At 62.1% G+C, this 16492-nt stretch carries 20 protein-coding genes; 18 read left to right on the top strand and 2 right to left on the bottom strand.

The window, feature by feature from the left end:
* Positions 1-129 precede the first annotated feature (129 nt).
* The 16 genes from ABI660_RS01970 (at position 130) to tatC (ending at position 11775) form a co-directional block, all read left to right on the top strand.
* Complete coding sequence (locus ABI660_RS01970; RefSeq protein WP_348064414.1) at positions 130-378, top strand: BolA family protein; 249 nt, start codon at positions 130-132, stop codon at positions 376-378.
* A gap of 8 nt (positions 379-386) precedes the next feature.
* Complete coding sequence (gene murA, locus ABI660_RS01975) at positions 387-1661, top strand: UDP-N-acetylglucosamine 1-carboxyvinyltransferase (protein WP_348064416.1); 1275 nt, start codon at positions 387-389, stop codon at positions 1659-1661.
* Positions 1658-2305 carry an ATP phosphoribosyltransferase gene (gene hisG / locus ABI660_RS01980; protein ID WP_348064418.1) on the top strand — a complete coding sequence of 216 codons (648 nt, stop codon included), beginning with the start codon at positions 1658-1660 and terminating at the stop codon, positions 2303-2305. The genes murA and hisG overlap by 4 nt, the downstream gene beginning before the upstream one ends.
* 7 nt (positions 2306-2312) lie before the next feature.
* Complete coding sequence (gene hisD / locus ABI660_RS01985) at positions 2313-3683, top strand: histidinol dehydrogenase (protein ID WP_348064420.1); 1371 nt, start codon at positions 2313-2315, stop codon at positions 3681-3683.
* Between the two features lie 107 nt (positions 3684-3790).
* A complete protein-coding gene (gene hisC / locus ABI660_RS01990) occupies positions 3791-4858 on the top strand; it encodes a histidinol-phosphate transaminase (RefSeq protein WP_348064594.1) in 1068 nt (355 codons plus the stop codon).
* A complete protein-coding gene (gene hisB / locus ABI660_RS01995) occupies positions 4855-5475 on the top strand; it encodes an imidazoleglycerol-phosphate dehydratase HisB (protein ID WP_348064422.1) in 621 nt (206 codons plus the stop codon). Before hisC ends, hisB begins: the two co-directional genes overlap by 4 nt.
* 82 nt (positions 5476-5557) lie before the next feature.
* Positions 5558-6247: an imidazole glycerol phosphate synthase subunit HisH gene (gene hisH / locus ABI660_RS02000; RefSeq protein ID WP_348064424.1), complete on the top strand. Its 690-nt coding sequence runs from the start codon at positions 5558-5560 to the stop codon at positions 6245-6247.
* An 84-nt stretch (positions 6248-6331) separates the two neighbouring features.
* Entirely contained in the window at positions 6332-7072 is a 741-nt protein-coding gene (gene hisA, locus ABI660_RS02005) for a 1-(5-phosphoribosyl)-5-[(5-phosphoribosylamino)methylideneamino]imidazole-4-carboxamide isomerase (RefSeq protein WP_348064426.1), read from the top strand.
* 180 nt (positions 7073-7252) lie between these two features.
* On the top strand, positions 7253-8032 hold the full coding sequence (hisF, locus tag ABI660_RS02010) for an imidazole glycerol phosphate synthase subunit HisF (protein ID WP_348064428.1): 780 nt from the start codon (positions 7253-7255) through the stop codon (positions 8030-8032).
* Positions 8033-8227: 195 nt separating this feature from the next.
* Positions 8228-8617: a phosphoribosyl-AMP cyclohydrolase gene (hisI, locus tag ABI660_RS02015; RefSeq protein ID WP_348064430.1), complete on the top strand. Its 390-nt coding sequence runs from the start codon at positions 8228-8230 to the stop codon at positions 8615-8617.
* 12 nt (positions 8618-8629) lie between these two features.
* Entirely contained in the window at positions 8630-9010 is a 381-nt protein-coding gene (locus tag ABI660_RS02020) for a phosphoribosyl-ATP diphosphatase (protein ID WP_348064432.1), read from the top strand.
* A 23-nt stretch (positions 9011-9033) separates the two neighbouring features.
* On the top strand, positions 9034-9405 hold the full coding sequence (locus tag ABI660_RS02025) for a hypothetical protein (protein WP_348064434.1): 372 nt from the start codon (positions 9034-9036) through the stop codon (positions 9403-9405).
* A gap of 23 nt (positions 9406-9428) precedes the next feature.
* The gene (locus ABI660_RS02030) at positions 9429-9803 is read left to right on the top strand and encodes a histidine triad nucleotide-binding protein (RefSeq protein ID WP_348064436.1); all 375 of its coding nucleotides are present in this window, start codon (positions 9429-9431) and stop codon (positions 9801-9803) included.
* 241 nt (positions 9804-10044) lie between these two features.
* Positions 10045-10287, top strand: coding sequence for a Sec-independent protein translocase subunit TatA (gene tatA / locus ABI660_RS02035; protein ID WP_348064438.1), 243 nt, complete (start codon positions 10045-10047; stop codon positions 10285-10287).
* A gap of 153 nt (positions 10288-10440) precedes the next feature.
* Positions 10441-10920, top strand: a complete 480-nt coding sequence (gene tatB, locus ABI660_RS02040) for a Sec-independent protein translocase protein TatB (protein ID WP_348064440.1) — start codon at positions 10441-10443, stop codon at positions 10918-10920.
* Between the two features lie 54 nt (positions 10921-10974).
* Complete coding sequence (tatC, locus tag ABI660_RS02045) at positions 10975-11775, top strand: twin-arginine translocase subunit TatC (protein WP_348064442.1); 801 nt, start codon at positions 10975-10977, stop codon at positions 11773-11775.
* 68 nt (positions 11776-11843) lie between these two features.
* Here tatC and ABI660_RS02050 read toward each other — a convergent pair whose 3' ends face one another.
* The gene (locus ABI660_RS02050; RefSeq protein WP_348064444.1) at positions 11844-12998 is read right to left on the bottom strand and encodes a trypsin-like peptidase domain-containing protein; all 1155 of its coding nucleotides are present in this window, start codon (positions 12996-12998) and stop codon (positions 11844-11846) included.
* A gap of 207 nt (positions 12999-13205) precedes the next feature.
* Here ABI660_RS02050 and cysK point away from each other — a divergent pair, with 207 nt between their 5' ends.
* Positions 13206-14129, top strand: coding sequence for a cysteine synthase A (gene cysK / locus ABI660_RS02055; protein ID WP_348064446.1), 924 nt, complete (start codon positions 13206-13208; stop codon positions 14127-14129).
* Positions 14130-14262: 133 nt separating this feature from the next.
* Positions 14263-15051, top strand: coding sequence for a Nif3-like dinuclear metal center hexameric protein (locus tag ABI660_RS02060; protein ID WP_348064448.1), 789 nt, complete (start codon positions 14263-14265; stop codon positions 15049-15051).
* Between the two features lie 36 nt (positions 15052-15087).
* Here the strand turns inward: ABI660_RS02060 and ABI660_RS02065 are convergent, their stop codons facing one another.
* Entirely contained in the window at positions 15088-16380 is a 1293-nt protein-coding gene (locus ABI660_RS02065; protein ID WP_348064450.1) for a diguanylate cyclase, read from the bottom strand.
* Positions 16381-16492: the final 112 nt, after the last annotated feature.

Genomic DNA, 16492 nt, shown 5'->3' on the forward strand with positions numbered 1-16492 from the left:
CCCCCACGTTCGCGCACTGCGTGTCGCTCTCTGCCCCCCGAGGGGGGCGCTGCGCCTGCGGTCTGGCAAAGCCAGTCCCGCGGCCCCTGCCTGAATTGATCGCTTTCGGTACCAGTCTGACAATAAAACATGACCAGCGAAGAACTCCAAACCATCATTGCCGCGGGCCTGCCCTGCGAGCACATTGACCTGTCCGGCGATGGCCGGCACTGGTATGCCACCATCGTGTCTGCCGCTTTTGAAGGCCAGCGCCTGATCCAGCGCCACCAGCGCGTGTATGCGACGCTGGGTGGCCGAATGCAGACCGATGAAGTGCATGCCCTGTCCATGAAAACCTACACCCCGGCCGAATGGGCCGCCAATAACGCAGAAGAATAGACAGACATATGGACAAACTAATCATCAGGGGCGGTAAATCGCTCGCTGGCTCTGTCGACATTTCAGGTGCCAAGAATGCTGCTTTGCCCGAGCTGTGCGCGGCGCTGCTGACCGCAGACACCGTCACGCTGGAGAATGTGCCCCGCCTGCAGGACGTGGCCACCATGCTCAAGCTGATCCGCAACATGGGCGTGAGTGCCGAGCGCAAGGACAGCGCCCCCGGCACCGTCATCATCAATGCGGGCGGATTGAGTTCGCCCGAAGCTCCTTACGAGCTGGTCAAGACCATGCGCGCCTCGGTGTTGGCGCTGGGCCCATTGCTGGCGCGTTTTGGCGAGGCCACCGTTTCCCTGCCCGGCGGCTGCGCCATCGGCTCGCGGCCGGTGGACCAGCACATCAAGGGCATGCAGGCCATGGGGGCCGACATCGTGGTCGAACACGGCTACATGATCGCGAAGCTGCCGGCGGGACAAAAACGTCTCAAGGGCTGCAGCATCACGACCGACATGGTGACAGTCACCGGCACCGAGAACTTCCTGATGGCCGCCAGCCTGGCCGAGGGCGAAACCATTCTTGAAAATGCGGCGCAGGAACCGGAGATCGGTGATCTGGCCGAGATGCTGATCAAGATGGGCGCGAAGGTCGAAGGCCATGGTAGCAGCCGCATCCGCATTCAGGGCGTGGAGCGCCTGCACGGCTGCACGCATCGGGTTGTCGCTGATCGTATCGAGACGGGTACTTTTCTGTGTGCGGTTGCGGCGGCGGGCGGTGATGTGGTTCTGCGTCATGGTCGCGCCGACCATCTCGACGCCGTGATCGACAAGCTGCGCGACGCCGGTGCCGTGATCACCGCGGGTGAGGGGTTCATCCGCGTGCAGGCTTCGGGACGGATGCAGGCGCAGTCCTTCCGCACCACCGAATACCCAGGCTTTCCGACCGACATGCAGGCGCAGTTCATGGCGCTCAACGCGATTGCCGAGGGCCCGAGCAAGGTGACGGAAACGATTTTTGAAAACCGCTTCATGCACGTCAACGAGATGGTGCGGCTGGGGGCCAAGATTGAAATCGATGGCAAGTTCGCCGTCATCGAAGGCGTGGAAAAACTCTCCGGCGCCACTGTGATGGCCACGGACCTGCGCGCTTCTGCCAGTCTGGTGATTGCCGGCCTGGTGGCCGAGGGCGAAACCCTGGTGGACCGCATTTACCACCTGGATCGCGGCTACGACCAGATGGAAGCCAAGCTGCGGGGCATTGGCGCCGATATTGAACGGATCAAGTCATGATTATGCTAGCGCTTTCCAAAGGCCGCATCTTCGACGAAACCCTGCCGCTGCTCGAAGCTGCTGGCATCAGGGTTCTGGAGGACCCGGAAAAATCGCGCAAACTGATCCTGGCGACCAACCGGCCCGAGGTGCGCGTGGTGCTGGTGCGTGCCACCGACGTGCCGACCTATGTGCAATACGGCGGCGCCGATATCGGCGTGACAGGCAAAGACACGCTGATCGAACACGGTGGCCAGGGCCTGTACCAGCCGCTGGACTTGCAGATTGCCAAGTGCCGCATGAGTGTGGCGGTGCGTGCCGGTTTTGATTACGAAGCCGCAGTGAAGCAGGGCTCACGCCTGAAAGTGGCGACCAAGTTCGTCAGCATTGCGCGCGATTTTTTTGCGACCAAAGGCGTGCACGTGGACCTGATCAAGCTCTACGGCAGCATGGAGCTGGCGCCGCTGACCGGTCTGGCCGACGCGATTGTCGACCTGGTCAGCAGCGGCAACACGCTCAAGGCGAACCACCTGGTCGAGGTCGAGCGCATCATGGACATCAGCTCGCATCTGGTGGTTAACCAGGTTGCGCTCAAGCTCAAGCAGGCGCCGCTGCGCAGCATCATCGATGCTTTTGCCTCGGCCATCGGCGAGCCCTCTGTCTGAATATGCTATGAACTTTATAGCTAACCCCGCTCGTATTTCAACGGCCAGCAGCGCTTTTGAGTCGCAATTCCAGGCTCGACTGCATTGGGCTGCCGATACTGATGCGGCGATCGAGCAGCGCGTGGCCGATATCCTGGCTGACGTACAAAAACGCGGCGATGCCGCTGTGCTGGAATACACCGCGCGGTTTGATGGCCTGTCGGCAGCGTCGATGGCCGGGCTCGAACTGACACAGGCAGATTTCAAGACTGCGTTTGATGCCATTCCTGCTGCTCAGCGCGAGGTCCTGCAGGCCGCTGCCGCCCGGGTGCGCAGCTACCACGAGGCGCAAAAGAAAGCCTCTGGCGAGAGCTGGAGCTACCGCGACGAAGACGGCACGCTGCTGGGCCAGAAGGTCACACCGCTGGACCGCGTGGGCATTTACGTTCCTGGCGGCAAGGCTGCTTATCCGTCCAGCTTGCTGATGAACGCCATTCCCGCCCACGTGGCCGGGGTGCAGGAGATCATCATGGTGGTGCCAACGCCCGTGCGCGGCAGTGTCGCCACAGGCGGCTCGGGCGACCAGGCGGCCTCCAGCAAAGGCGAGCGCAATGAGCTGGTGCTGGCTGCGGCTTACGTGGCCGGTGTCACGCGCGCTTTCACCATCGGCGGCGCGCAGGCCGTGGCCGCACTGGCGTACGGCACGCAGACCGTTCCCAAGGTCGACAAGATCACCGGTCCCGGCAATGCTTATGTTGCGAGCGCCAAGAAACGCGTGTTTGGCACGGTGGGCATCGACATGATTGCCGGCCCCAGTGAAATCCTGGTGCTGGCCGACGGCACCACACCGGCCGACTGGGTAGCGATGGACTTGTTCAGCCAGGCCGAGCACGATGAACTCGCGCAGAGCATCCTGCTGTGTCCTGACGCGGCTTATATCGATGCCGTTCAGGAAGCCATCAACCGGCTCTTGCCCGGCATGCCGCGCGCAGAAATCATCGCCAAGTCCCTGAGCGGCCGGGGCGCCTTGATCCACACCCGCAGCATGGAAGAGGCCTGCGCCATCAGCAACCGCATCGCGCCCGAACACCTGGAAGTCTCCAGCCGCGACCCGCACAAGTGGGAGCCGCTGCTCAAGCATGCCGGCGCCATCTTCCTGGGCGCCTACACCAGCGAGTCACTCGGTGATTACTGCGCCGGCCCCAACCACGTGTTGCCTACCAGCGGTACCGCGCGATTTTCCAGCCCACTGGGCGTGTACGACTTCCAGAAGCGTTCCAGCATCATCGAAGTCAGTGAAGCCGGCGCGCAGTCGTTGGGGAAAATCGCCGCCGAGCTGGCTTATGGCGAGGGACTGCAGGCGCACGCCCGCGCCGCCGAAATGAGAATGAAAAAATGAGCGCAATCGAAGACAAGTCAGATATCTCCCCTCCAACCGGGGCCGCGGAACCGGCTTTGCCGGGCCGCAGGCGCAGCGCCCCCTCGGGGGGCAGCGCATTACACGCAGTGAAAAGCGTGGGGGCGCACATTTTTCGCCAAGATGTTCAGTCCATGCACGCCTACGCCATCCAGGCCTCAAGCGGCATGATCAAGCTCGATGCGATGGAAAATCCGCATCGCCTGCCGCCGGCCCTGCAGGCGCATCTGGGACAGCGCCTGGGTGCGTTGGCCCTGAACCGCTACCCGGACGGCCGTGTCAACGATTTGCGCAAGGCGTTGGCCGATTACGCGCAGATGCCAGAAGGCTTCGACATCATGCTGGGCAATGGCTCGGACGAGCTGATTTCCCTGCTCGCCATGGCTTGCGACGTGCCGGGTGCGTCGATTCTTGCACCACTGCCCGGCTTTGTGATGTATGCCATGAGCGCGCAACTGCAGGGCCTGAAGTTCATCGGCGTGCCCCTAACGCCTGACTTCGAGCTGGACGAGGCCGCCATGCTGGCCGCGATCAAGGAACACCAGCCCTCCATCATCTATATCGCTTACCCGAACAACCCGACCGCGAACCTGTGGGACGACGCAGTGATTGACAAAATCATTGCGGCAGCGCCTGGCCTGGTGGTGTTCGACGAGGCGTACCAGCCCTTTGCCAGCAAAAGCTACATGGACCGCATCGCCAGGCATGGCCACGTGCTGCTGATGCGAACCCTGAGCAAGTTTGGCCTGGCCGGCGTCCGTCTGGGTTACATGGTGGGCCCGAAGGCGTTGATCGCCGAAATCGACAAGGTGCGCCCTCCCTACAACATCAGCGTGCTGAATTACGAGTGCGCGCTGTTTGCACTCGAACATGCAGAGGTGTTTTCGGCCCAGGCCCAGGAAATACGAACGCAGCGCGCTATCCTTCTGGAAGCGCTGCAGGGTCTGCCGGGTCTGAAAACCTGGAAAAGCGATGCCAACATGGTCCTCGTGCGGGTGCCCGATGCCCAGAAAACCTTTGAGGGCATGCGCGCGCGCAGGGTACTGGTCAAAAACGTTTCTAAAATGCATCCATTGCTTGCCAACTGCCTGCGCCTGACTGTCGGCACCGCCGACGAGAACGCACAGATGCTGGCAGCCCTCAAAGAATCCCTATGACCACCCCCTCCACCATGGCGCCGCTTGCCCCACGCACCGCCGAAGTTTCGCGCAATACCGCCGAAACCCAGATCACCGTGAAGCTCAACCTCGACGGCACGGGCAAGGCCAACCTGTCCACGGGCATCGGTTTTTTCGACCACATGCTGGACCAGATCGCCCGGCACGGCCTGATTGATCTGGACATCCAGGCCAAGGGCGACCTGCACATTGACGGCCACCACACGGTGGAAGACGTTGGTATTACTTTCGGGCAGGCGGTGGCCCAGGCCGTTGGCGACAAAAAGGGCCTGCGCCGCTACGGCCACGCCTATGTGCCGCTGGACGAAGCGCTGTCGCGCGTGGTCGTCGATTTTTCGGGCCGGCCCGGCCTCGACATGCATGTGCCCTTCAAGAGCGGCATGATCGGCACTTTCGACAGCCAGCTGGCCTACGAGTTCTTCCAAGGGTTTGTGAATCATGCCTTTGTGACCCTGCACATCGACAACCTCAAGGGCGACAACGCGCACCACCAGGCCGAAACCGTCTTCAAGGCGTTTGCCCGCGCTTTGCGCATGGCGCTGGAAATCGACCCGCGGGCAGCGGGCGTGATTCCCTCGACCAAAGGCTCGCTGTAGGCAAACTTTTGTATGTTTTCGCTCTCCAGCCCTTGCTGTACGGGCGCAAGCAGCTATAAAAACGGTAGCATCACTTAATCTCATGGCGAAACTGAAGAAAATCGCGGTGGTTGACTACGGCATGGGCAACCTGCGTTCGGTGTCGCAAGCGGTCCAGCACGTGGCGCAGGACAGTGGTTTTGAGGTCGTGGTGACTTCCCGCGCCGAAGACGTGATGGCCGCGGAGCGTGTGGTGTTGCCGGGGCAGGGCGCGATTGCCGACTGCATGCGTGAGCTGGCCGAATCCGGCATGCAGGAGGCCGTATTGCACGCGGCCGCGCACAAGCCGCTGTTCGGTGTCTGCGTCGGCATGCAGATGATGCTGACCCACAGCGACGAAGGCCAGCCCGGCGATGGCGGGGCCGGCACCGCAGGCCTGAACCTGGTGCCCGGTGAGGTGCATAAATTCGACCTGGCCGGCCAGACCCAGCCCGACGGCAGCCGCTACAAGGTGCCGCAGATGGGCTGGAATCAGGTTTACCAGGCGGGCGCCGAAAGCGGGAAAAGCCACCCGGTGTGGGCCGGCGTGCCTGACGGCGCCTACTTTTATTTTGTGCACAGCTTCTACGCGTGCCCGTCGGATGCGCGCCACACCGCGGGTTTTGCCGACTATGGTGCGCGCTTTACGGCAGCGCTCGCACGCGATAATATTTTCGCCACGCAGTTTCACCCTGAAAAAAGCGCAGACCACGGACTGGCCCTGTACCGCAACTTCCTGCACTGGAACCCCTGATTCCCAAGGACATGAGTCACCTGTTCCTGCCCATACCTGCGCCCCTGCTTTCCTCACTTTCCAACCACCCTCGCATTACTGCCCATGCTACTCATCCCTGCGATTGACTTGAAAGACGGCCATTGCGTGCGCCTCAAACAGGGCGACATGGACCAGTCCACCATCTTCAGCGAAGACCCGGCCGCCATGGCGCGCAGCTGGGTGGACAAAGGCGCGCGCCGCCTGCATCTGGTCGACTTGAACGGCGCGTTTGCCGGCAAACCGAAAAACGAGGCGGCCATCAAGAAGATCTTGGCCGAAGTCGGCAGCGAAATAGACGTGCAGCTGGGCGGCGGCATCCGCGACCTGGACACCATCGAGCGCTACCTCGACTCGGGCCTCCGTTACGTCATCATTGGCACCGCCGCCGTGAAAAACCCCGGCTTCCTGCAGGACGCCTGCACCGCTTTCGGCGGCCACATCATCGTCGGGCTCGACGCCAAGGATGGCAAGGTCGCGACTGACGGCTGGAGCAAGATGACCGGCCATGAGGTGGTGGACCTGGGCAAAAAATTCCAGGACTACGGCGTCGAATCCATCATCTATACCGACATCGGCCGCGACGGCATGCTCAGCGGCATCAACATCGAGGCCACCGTCAAGCTCGCGCAAGCGCTGACCATCCCGGTGATCGCGTCTGGGGGGCTGTCCAACATGGCCGATATTGAAGCGCTGTGTGCGGTGGAAGACGAGGGCGTCGAAGGCGTGATCTGCGGCCGCTCGATTTACAGCGGTGACCTGGACTTTGCTCTTGCGCAAGCCAAAGCCGACGAGCTCAACGGATAAGCCTGCCCAGCCTGTTTCGAGGCTGGTAGTGGCTCTCACGATTGCTGCCTGCCTGAGTGCGATTTTCGGTTACGTCATTTTTGAATATGGGATTGCTTCATTGCCCGGATTTTTAGTATTCGGGCTCGCCCTCTTCGTCGCGCTGCCGATCATTTTTCTACTTGCTTTTTTTTCGTAACCATGCTCGCCAAAAGAATCATTCCCTGCTTAGATGTCACTGGCGGGCGCGTCGTCAAGGGTGTCAATTTCCTCGAGCTGCGCGACGCTGGCGATCCGGTGGAAATTGCCGCGCGTTACAACGAGCAGGGCGCCGACGAGCTGACCTTTCTGGACATCACCGCCACCAGCGATGGGCGCGATCTGATCCTGCACATCATCGAGGCCGTGGCCTCCCAGGTTTTCATTCCACTCACTGTGGGCGGCGGTGTGCGCACCGTTGAAGACGTGCGCCGCTTGCTCAACGCCGGCGCCGACAAGACCAGTTTCAATTCAGCCGCGCTGGCCAATCCGCAGGTGATTGAAGACGCCTCGGCAAAATACGGCGCGCAATGCATTGTGGTCGCCATCGATGCCAAGCGCCGTTCCGAGGAAGAGGCACTCACCCGCGGGCCGGGCTGGGACGTTTACAGCCACGGCGGGCGAAAAAATACAGGGTTGGACGCAGTGGCCTGGGCCACCGAGATGGCGCGGCGCGGCGCCGGCGAAATCCTGCTCACCAGCATGGACCGTGATGGCACCAAGGCCGGCTTTGACCTGGCGCTGACGCGCGCCGTCAGTGATGCCGTCAGCGTGCCGGTCATCGCCTCCGGCGGCGTCGGCAACCTGGATCACTTGGCCGACGGCATCAAGATCGGCGGCGCCGACGCCGTGCTGGCCGCCAGCATTTTTCATTACGGCGAATACACGGTGCAGCAAGCCAAGGCGCACATGGCCGCGCGCGGTATCCCTGTTCGCATGTAATTTCAAGCCTTTTTGGTCTCCAGCCCTTTCCTGACACACGCAAGCAGCTATAAATTTGATAGTGCGCGCGGTGCAGATCTGTTCCCCAAACCAGCCAGGGCCACGGGTCCGGCTCCGCCGACCCGCAGGCGTAGCGCCCCCTCGGGGGGCAGAGAGCTACGCGCAGCGAGCGAACGTGGGGGCGATAATACTTTCATGAAATGGCTAGACGACATCCAATGGGACGACAAGGGTCTGATTCCCGTGATTGCCCAGGAAGCTTCCAGTGGCGACGTGTTGATGTTCGCCTGGATGAACCGCGAGGCGCTGCAGAAAACCGCCGAGCTCGGCCAGGCGGTCTATTACAGCCGTTCGCGCGGGCGCCTCTGGCACAAGGGCGAAGAGTCCGGCCACCTGCAGACGGTGCACGAGATCCGGCTGGATTGCGACAACGACGTGATTTTGCTGAAAGTGACACAGCTGGGCCACAAACCGGGCATCGCCTGCCACACCGGGCGACACAGCTGTTTTTTTAGCCTCTACAAAGACGGCCAATGGGTGGTCACCGAGCCGGTCCTCAAAGATCCGGCAAGTATCTACAAGTGAGCCAGCAAGCCAATGACTTCCAACGACTCCCTCCAGCGCCTTGCGCAAATCATTGAAAGCCGCAAGCCGGCTCGTGGTGGCGACCCTGACACCAGTTATGTGGCTCGCCTGCTGCACAAAGGCCCCGACGCCTTCTTGAAAAAAATCGGCGAGGAAGCCACCGAAACCGTGATGGCGGCCAAAGACCTGGAGCACGGCGGCGCCACACCCGAACTCAAGGCCAAGCTGGTCGGCGAGGTGGCCGATCTCTGGTTTCACAGCCTGATCGCGCTGGCGCACTATGGCCTGTCGCCAGCCGACGTGATCGCTGAGCTGGAGCGCCGTGAAGGCACCAGTGGCATCGAAGAAAAAGCCTTGCGCAAGGCGCAAGACCGTGAAGCTGCCGAGAAATAAAGACAGGAACCAAGAGGACAACAATGAGTGAAACCGATCTGGCCGAATTCGACTCCAAAAACCCCAATGACCGCATCGTCATGCATGTGCTCTACGGCCTGCATACGTTGGCCTGGTTCAGTGGTGGTGTTTTTGCGGTGGTCGCGTTGATCGTGAACTATGTGCGGCGCGGCGAAGAGTCCGATGCACTTTATATCGACCATCACAACTACATGATCCAGACCTTCTGGTGGACGCTGCTGTGGCTGGTGCTGCTGTCGCCGCTGTGGCTGCTGCTGGTGATCCCCGGCGCCATTGCCTATTTCATCGTCTGGCTCTGGTACCTGTACCGCTGCGTGCGCGGCTGGACACGTTTCAACAGCAACCGGCCCGCCCGCAGCGTTCCACTCGTCTGATCCCTTTTCTGCAAGAGCATCCCATGAGTCAGCCCCCTGCCCACGCCTCCGACAACTGTATTTTCTGCAAGATTGCTGCCGGCCAGACTCCCAGCCGCAAGGTGTACGAAGACGATGAAATATTCGTTTTCCACGATATCCAGCCGTGGGCGCCCGTGCATTTCCTGATGATCCCCAAGATGCATGTAGCTTCGATGGCGCAAGTCGGGCCTGAGCACGCAGGCTTGCTGGGCCGCATGATGGCACTGGCCCCCGGGCTTGCTGCGGAACAGGGTTGCAACCCCTACCCCGAGGGTGGTTTTCGCATGGTGATTAACACCGGCGCTGAGGGCGGACAGGAAGTGCATCACTTGCACATCCATGTGATCGGCGGACCTCGCCCCTGGCTCAAGGGTTAGCCCCCACGCTCCGCCGCTACGCGGGTCGCTGCCCCCCGAGGGGGTGCTGCGCCTGCGGGCCGGCAAAGCCGGACCCGCGGCCCCTGCTGGAAAAGAGGGATAGCCCCCAAAAAAGCGGACCCTGCCGCTGGTCGCTCGGGCGTGATGGTCAATGCAGGGCTATTCGGGCGCAGCGGGGTGCAAGGCCTTTAGAATGGACAGAACCTTGTGCAAAATTGCAATTAGAGATTAGGAGAGAAACATGGGTTCATTTTCCATTTGGCACTGGCTGATCGTGCTGTTGATCGTTGTGATGGTGTTTGGCACCAAAAAACTCAAGAACATGGGCAGCGACTTGGGCGGTGCCGTCAAGGGCTTCAAGGACGGCATGAAAGAAGGCGGCCAGAGCGCTGCCGATGCCAAGGATGCGCCGGCTGGCCAGGTCAGCCATGCGCCAAATGCCGACAAGACCACGATCGACGTGGAAGCCAAGCAGAAGTCTTGAATGGCCCCCACGCTTTTCGCTTCGCGTAATGCGCTGCCCCCCGAGGGGGCCGCTGCGCCTGCGGGCCGGCAGAGCCGGACCCGCGGCCCCTGCTTGGAAAATACAGCGCGCCATCCGCGTCGGCGGCTGGTGATCCAAGGCGCCTGATCCCGCATGATTGATCTTGGCATCTCGAAAATTGCGCTGATAGGCGCTGTGGCCCTGATCGTGATCGGCCCGGAGAAACTGCCGCGCCTGGCGCGAACGGTGGGAACCCTGCTGGGCAAGGCGCAGCGCTACGTTGCTGACGTCAAGCAGGAAGTCAACCGGTCCATGGAGCTGGACGAACTCAAGAAAATGAAGGAAACGATGGAAGGCGCCGCCCGCGACGTCGAAAACTCCATCCAGACCAATGCCAGCGACTTCGAGAAGTCCTGGGCTGAAACCACCGGCTCTGCCTCCACCGACGAGCTGCCCGGCATGATCAGTTTTCCCGAATACAAACACCCGAAAAAAAAATGGCGCCTCAAGCAGGGTGCCATGCCACAGTGGTACAAGGCTCGCTCTGGCGTGCGTACCCGGGCCCAGTCGGGTGCGGCACGTGTGGCACGTTTTCGTCCCCGCTCAAGCACCTCGTCCGGGCGCAATGCCTGACATTCAGTTTTTCGCGCATTTACCGGCGCCATCTAATCAGCGCAAACTTCCTTCATGAGCGATCCCAACACCGACAAGCCCGACGAACTCGCGGGTACCGAGCAGCCTTTCGTGCAGCACCTGATGGAACTGCGCGACCGGCTGATCAAGGTGGTCATCGCCATTGGCATCTGTGCCGCGTTGCTGGCGCTTTACCCCGGCCCGGGTGCGTTGTATGACCTGCTGGCCGCGCCGCTGGTGGCGGCCTTGCCCAAGGGTGCCACGCTGATCGCGACCAACGTGATTTCGCCGTTTGTGGTGCCGATCAAGATTCTTTTCATGGCCGCCTTCATGATTGCGCTGCCGGTGGTGCTGTACCAGGTCTGGGCATTTGTCGCCCCGGGCCTGTACTCCCACGAGAAAAAACTGGTGATGCCGCTGGTGGTGTCCAGCACTCTGCTGTTTTTTGTGGGCGTGGCTTTTTGTTATTACTTTGTGTTCGGCCAGGTCTTCAGGTTCATCCAGAGCTTTGCACCCAAATCGATCACCGCCGCGCCGGATATCGAGGAATACCTGAACTTCGTGCTCGGCATGTTCCTGGCGTTCGGCCTGGCCTTTGAGGTGCCGATTGCGGTAATCCTGCTGGTGCGCATGGGCATCCTCAGCGTGGCCCAGTTGCGCGAGTATCGCGGTTATTTCTGGGTGATCGCCGCCGTGGGCACGGCGCTGGTTACGCCACCTGATGCGGGTTCCATGATCATGCTGCTGATGGTGGTGGGTGGCCTGTACGAAGTCGGTATTGTGGCGGCGCAGATGTTTGTCAAGCACACGAAGAAACCCGAAACAGACAGCGACACCGAAACTGCCAAACCTTAAGAGAAAAGGGCCTGTAGCCCTTTGATTTCGGGCGCGGAAAGCTACTATTTAGATAGCAATCTAATCGCCTACCGCCTGATTTTCGGGCGTTGCCTGGTGCCTGGCACCACCGCAATTTCGGTTTTCTTGTCCTTGCGCAGCACACCCAGGGGTGCCTGAGTTCCGGGCTTGAGGGCCGCCACGGTGCTCAGCAGTTCGGTGACGGTTCGCACCGGCTTGCCGCCCACGTCGGTGATCACGTCGCCCGGCAAAATGCCGGCCTGCGCCGCCGGGCCGTTTTGCAGCACACCGGTGATGATCACACCGCCGGTTTTGACGGCGTCGGGCCGGATGCCAAAGGCTTCCACCAGTTCGGGGCTCAAGTCCTGCGGCTCCACGCCTATCCAGCCGCGCGTCACCTGCCCGTCTTTCACAATGCTTTCCAGCACCTGCTTGCCGGTGGACACCGGAATGGCAAAACCAATGCCCATGGAGCCGCCCGAGCGTGAATAAATCGCGGTGTTGATGCCCAGCAGCCGGCCCTGCGTGTCGACCAGCGCACCGCCGGAGTTGCCGGGGTTGATGGCGGCATCGGTCTGGATGAAATTTTCGAAGGTGTTGATGCCCAGCTGGTTGCGGCCCAGCGCGCTGACGATGCCGCTGGTCACCGTCTGCCCCACGCCAAAGGGGTTGCCGATGGCCAGCACCGGGTCGCCGACCTGCAGCGTGTCGGAGCTGCCCAGCACAATGATGGGCAGCTTGTCGAGTTCGATCTTCAGGATCGCCAGGTCGGTTTCAGGGTCGGTGCCTATGACTTTGGCTTTGGCCTTGCGTGTGTCGTTGAGGATGACCTCGATGTCGTCCGCGCCTTCGACCACGTGGTTGTTGGTCAGGATGTAGCCGTTGGGGCTGACAATCACGCCGCTGCCCAGGCCGACCTGTGGCTCGCTCTGGCCGCCCTGGTCGCCGAAGAAGAACTTGAACCAGGGATCGTCCATGTTCGGATTGCGCGCGGCCGCCTTGCTCGTATTGATGCTGACGACCGCCGCAGAGGCAGCCTTGGCGGCGGCGGCAAAACTGCCAGCGGGGGCAGCAACGCCGGGCAAGCCAGCCGGCGCTTCGATCACGGCCAGCGTGTTTCCCGGGCCCCGGTCCAGCCATTGCGGCTTGAGTGTGGCCACCACGAAATAAGCAGCCAGAAAAACCGTGACGGTTTGGGAAAACAAAAGCCAGAATTTGCGCATGGATGGGTCCAGGAAGAGGGCGGCCGAAGGGTAATACGCCTTGCAGCTGAAAAGGTGAGGGCCGAGAGGGAATTACCAAGTGTTGCGATTTTCTCTCAGTTCTTTGTTGCGGTGGCGTGGGCAACGCCACTGCGGCCTGTGGCGGGAGGGGACATAATTTGCAGAACCTGCGCCCGCGTCCGGGCAGAAACACAAGGAACCCCTGCCATGAAAGCTTCCAGCGTCCTCACCACCATTGGCAACACACCGCATATCCGGATCAACCGGCTTTTTGGCGCCGCCTGCCAGACCCATCAGATTTACGTCAAGTCCGAGCGCAGCAACCCGGGCGGCTCCATCAAGGACCGCATTGCGCTGTCCATGGTCGAGGCGGCGGAAAAGTCGGGCGCTTTGAAACCAGGGGGAACCATCATCGAGCCGACCTCGGGCAACACCGGCGTCGGGTTGGCGATGGTTGCAGCTGTGAAGGGTTACACGCTGGTGCTGGTGATGCCCGACAGCATGAGCATCGAGCGGCGCCGGCTGATGCTGGCTTACGGCGCCACCTTCGAGTTGACGCCTCGGGAAAAAGGCATGAATGGCGCCATCGCGCGGGCCAAGGAGCTGGTGGCGCTGACGCCCGGCGCCTGGATGCCGCAGCAGTTTGAAAACCCGGCCAACATCGATGTGCATGCGCGCACCACGGCGCAGGAAATCCTGGCCGATTTTCCGCAAGGGGTGGACTACCTGATCACCGGTGTCGGCACCGGCGGGCATCTGAGCGGTGTGGCGCAGGTGCTCAAGGCCAAGTTTCCGAACACCAAGGTTTATGCGGTGGAGCCGTCGGCCTCCCCGGTCATCAGCGGCGGCAAACCTTCGCCGCATCCGATCCAGGGCATAGGGGCAGGATTCATTCCTGCCAACCTGTTGACCGATTTGCTCGATGGCGTGATCCAGGTTGAAGGCGATGCCGCCAAGGATTTCGCACGCCGCAGCGCTGCCGAAGAAGGACTGCTTGTCGGTATTTCCTCGGGCGCCGCGCTGGCCGCCATTGCCCAGAAGCTGCCCGACATTGCGCCCGGTAGCACGGTGTTGGGTTTCAACTACGACACCGGCGAGCGTTACCTCTCGATCGAAGGCTTTCTGCCTTGAAGGCCCCCACGCTCCCCACTTCGTGTGGTTCGCTGCCCCCCGAGGGGGCGCTGCGCCTGCGGGCCGGCAAAGCCGGACCCGCGGCCCCTGCTGAGCGAGAAGAAACCTCGGGCGCTGCGTTTGGTTGTTGCCTATGAACCCCGATAGCTCCGCCATTGCGCCGCGTGCGCTGCTGCTGGCCGCCTTCGACCAGCTGCTGCAGCCCGAGCGTTTCAAGGACTACGGGCCGAATGGCCTGCAGGTGGAGGGCAAGGCTGAGGTGCGCAAAATTGTTTCAGGTGTCACTGCCAGTCTGGCGCTGATCGAGGCGGCGGTGGCTGCGCAGGCGGATGCGATTTTTGTGCATCACGGACTGTTCTGGCGCGGCCAGGACGGCCGGGTGACCGGCTGGATGAAGCAGCGCCTGGCGTTGTTGCTGGCGCATGACATCAACCTTTACGCCTACCACCTGCCGCTCGATGCGCACCCGGAGCTGGGCAACAACGCGCAACTGGGCAGTCAGCTCGGCTGGAAGGCCGACCGTTATTTTGGCGATAACAATCTGGGCTTCATGGCCAGCGCAGGCGGCCCCGCAGGTGGCAGCGGTCCGTGGAGCGCACAAAACCTGGCCGACCATGTAAAAAAAGCATTAAATCGGTCCGTAGTCCTTGTCGGACCTGCGCAAGCAGCTATAAAAAACATAGCGTGGTGTACCGGCGGCGCACAAAGCTATTTTGAAGATGCCATCGCTGCCGGGGCGGACGCTTTCATCACCGGCGAAATCTCTGAACCGCAGGCGCACTATGCGCGCGAAATGGGCGTGGCCTTCATTGCCTGCGGCCACCATGCGTCGGAGCGCTACGGCGCCCCGGCGGTGGCAGCGCATGTGGCCGCACAGTTCGGGCTGGTGCACGAGTTCATCGACATCGACAACCCGGCCTGAAAAAAGAGCGAAAGCGCGAAAAAGCGTTGCGAGGGCTCAGGCCGGCGACCTCTGCTGGCGCACGCCATGCGCAGGCCGTGGGTGGTGCGGCCTGGCCGGGCGCATGGCATGCCAGCTGCTACCGAGCTCGGCGTTTTCCACCGGGACGGCCTGGCGGTTGAACTCGTCGAGCAGCGCCGCGCGTGAACGCATGCCGCGTGCTGCCTTGGCCATGTCTTCGGCTTCATGCAAAAGCTGGTCTACGTCCTTGCCGCCGCCCGACAGATGCACCATGCCCACGGCGATGTCCGCGCTGACCTTGATGCGCTCACCGCTGAGTGAAACCACCTCCAGCGGCCGGCGCAGGCTGGAGGCCACGCGCAAGCCCATGGTCCGAATCCAGCCCGGCGAGTGCAGGCTTTCAATCAGCACGACAAAGCAGCGGTCGTAATAGCGGCCGGCGGGGTTGACGACCCCGGTATGACGCTGCATGCGCCGCGCCAGCTGGCTGTAAATCTCATTGAGTCCATGCTGGCCGACCAGGTTCAGCAGTTGCTCGGGCTCAAACACGCGCACAGCCATCAGCGCCCCGTCGCGCCGCGTGCGTGCGAGCCGGCGCTGCCCGCGAATGATCTTCTGGACGATGGCGACGCTGTCATAGAGCTGGGTCGTCGGGTCGCGACGTGAGCGGCGGTCATGGCGTATCTGCAGGTCCTGGTGGTTGCGCAGCCAGAGCACCACGGCGATCACGGCGATGCTGAGCAAGCCCAGAAGCGCCACACCGGCTTGCAGCAGGACCGAAGGCCGGCTGGCATTCAACGCGATTCGATAAAGCCCCAATTCCATCGGAAGCGTCAGCAGGCATCCGGCGGCCAGGCCCCAAGCCAGCCGGTCCCCCTGCTGGGTGGCCCGCACGGCCAGCCACACGGCCACGGACAGGCTCAATACGGTGAGTACCGCAGACGCCACCAATTGCGAACCGATCGGCAGGAACAGGCACAGCGGCCCGCCCGCCAGGCTCAGCGCGCTGGCGCTGCGGAAACTGATATCGGTCAGGCGGTCGCGCCGGGGTGCGGCGAGCCAGTGGCCCGCGCCATACGTGCCCAGGCCTGCGCAGAGGGGGCCGATCAGCACCTGGGCGGTATGTAGCCACGACGCATTGCCGTCAGGCAGCAGCGTGGCCGGCAAACCGCTGAGCAGGGTGAAAAACAGCCAGGAGGCGGTGAGGTACACCAAGCTCTGCACGCTGGCGCGGCTCCGGCTGAAGAGGGCATCCGCGACGCCGAGCAAAACCACCAGCCCTATCGACCCGCTGGCTGCGCTCCAGATCATGGTTTCGGCAGCGTTCATGCGCTCTCCTGCCTTGCCGCAGGCGCGGACGACAGCGTTTGCGAGAGAATACCGACAAAATGCATTTTGTTCGTTCGTCCCCGTTCGGTGGTCCCGACCGCTGTCTGTCCTT

This window comes from Polaromonas sp., from assembly GCF_039930745.1.
GTDB lineage: Bacteria > Pseudomonadota > Gammaproteobacteria > Burkholderiales > Burkholderiaceae_C > Polaromonas.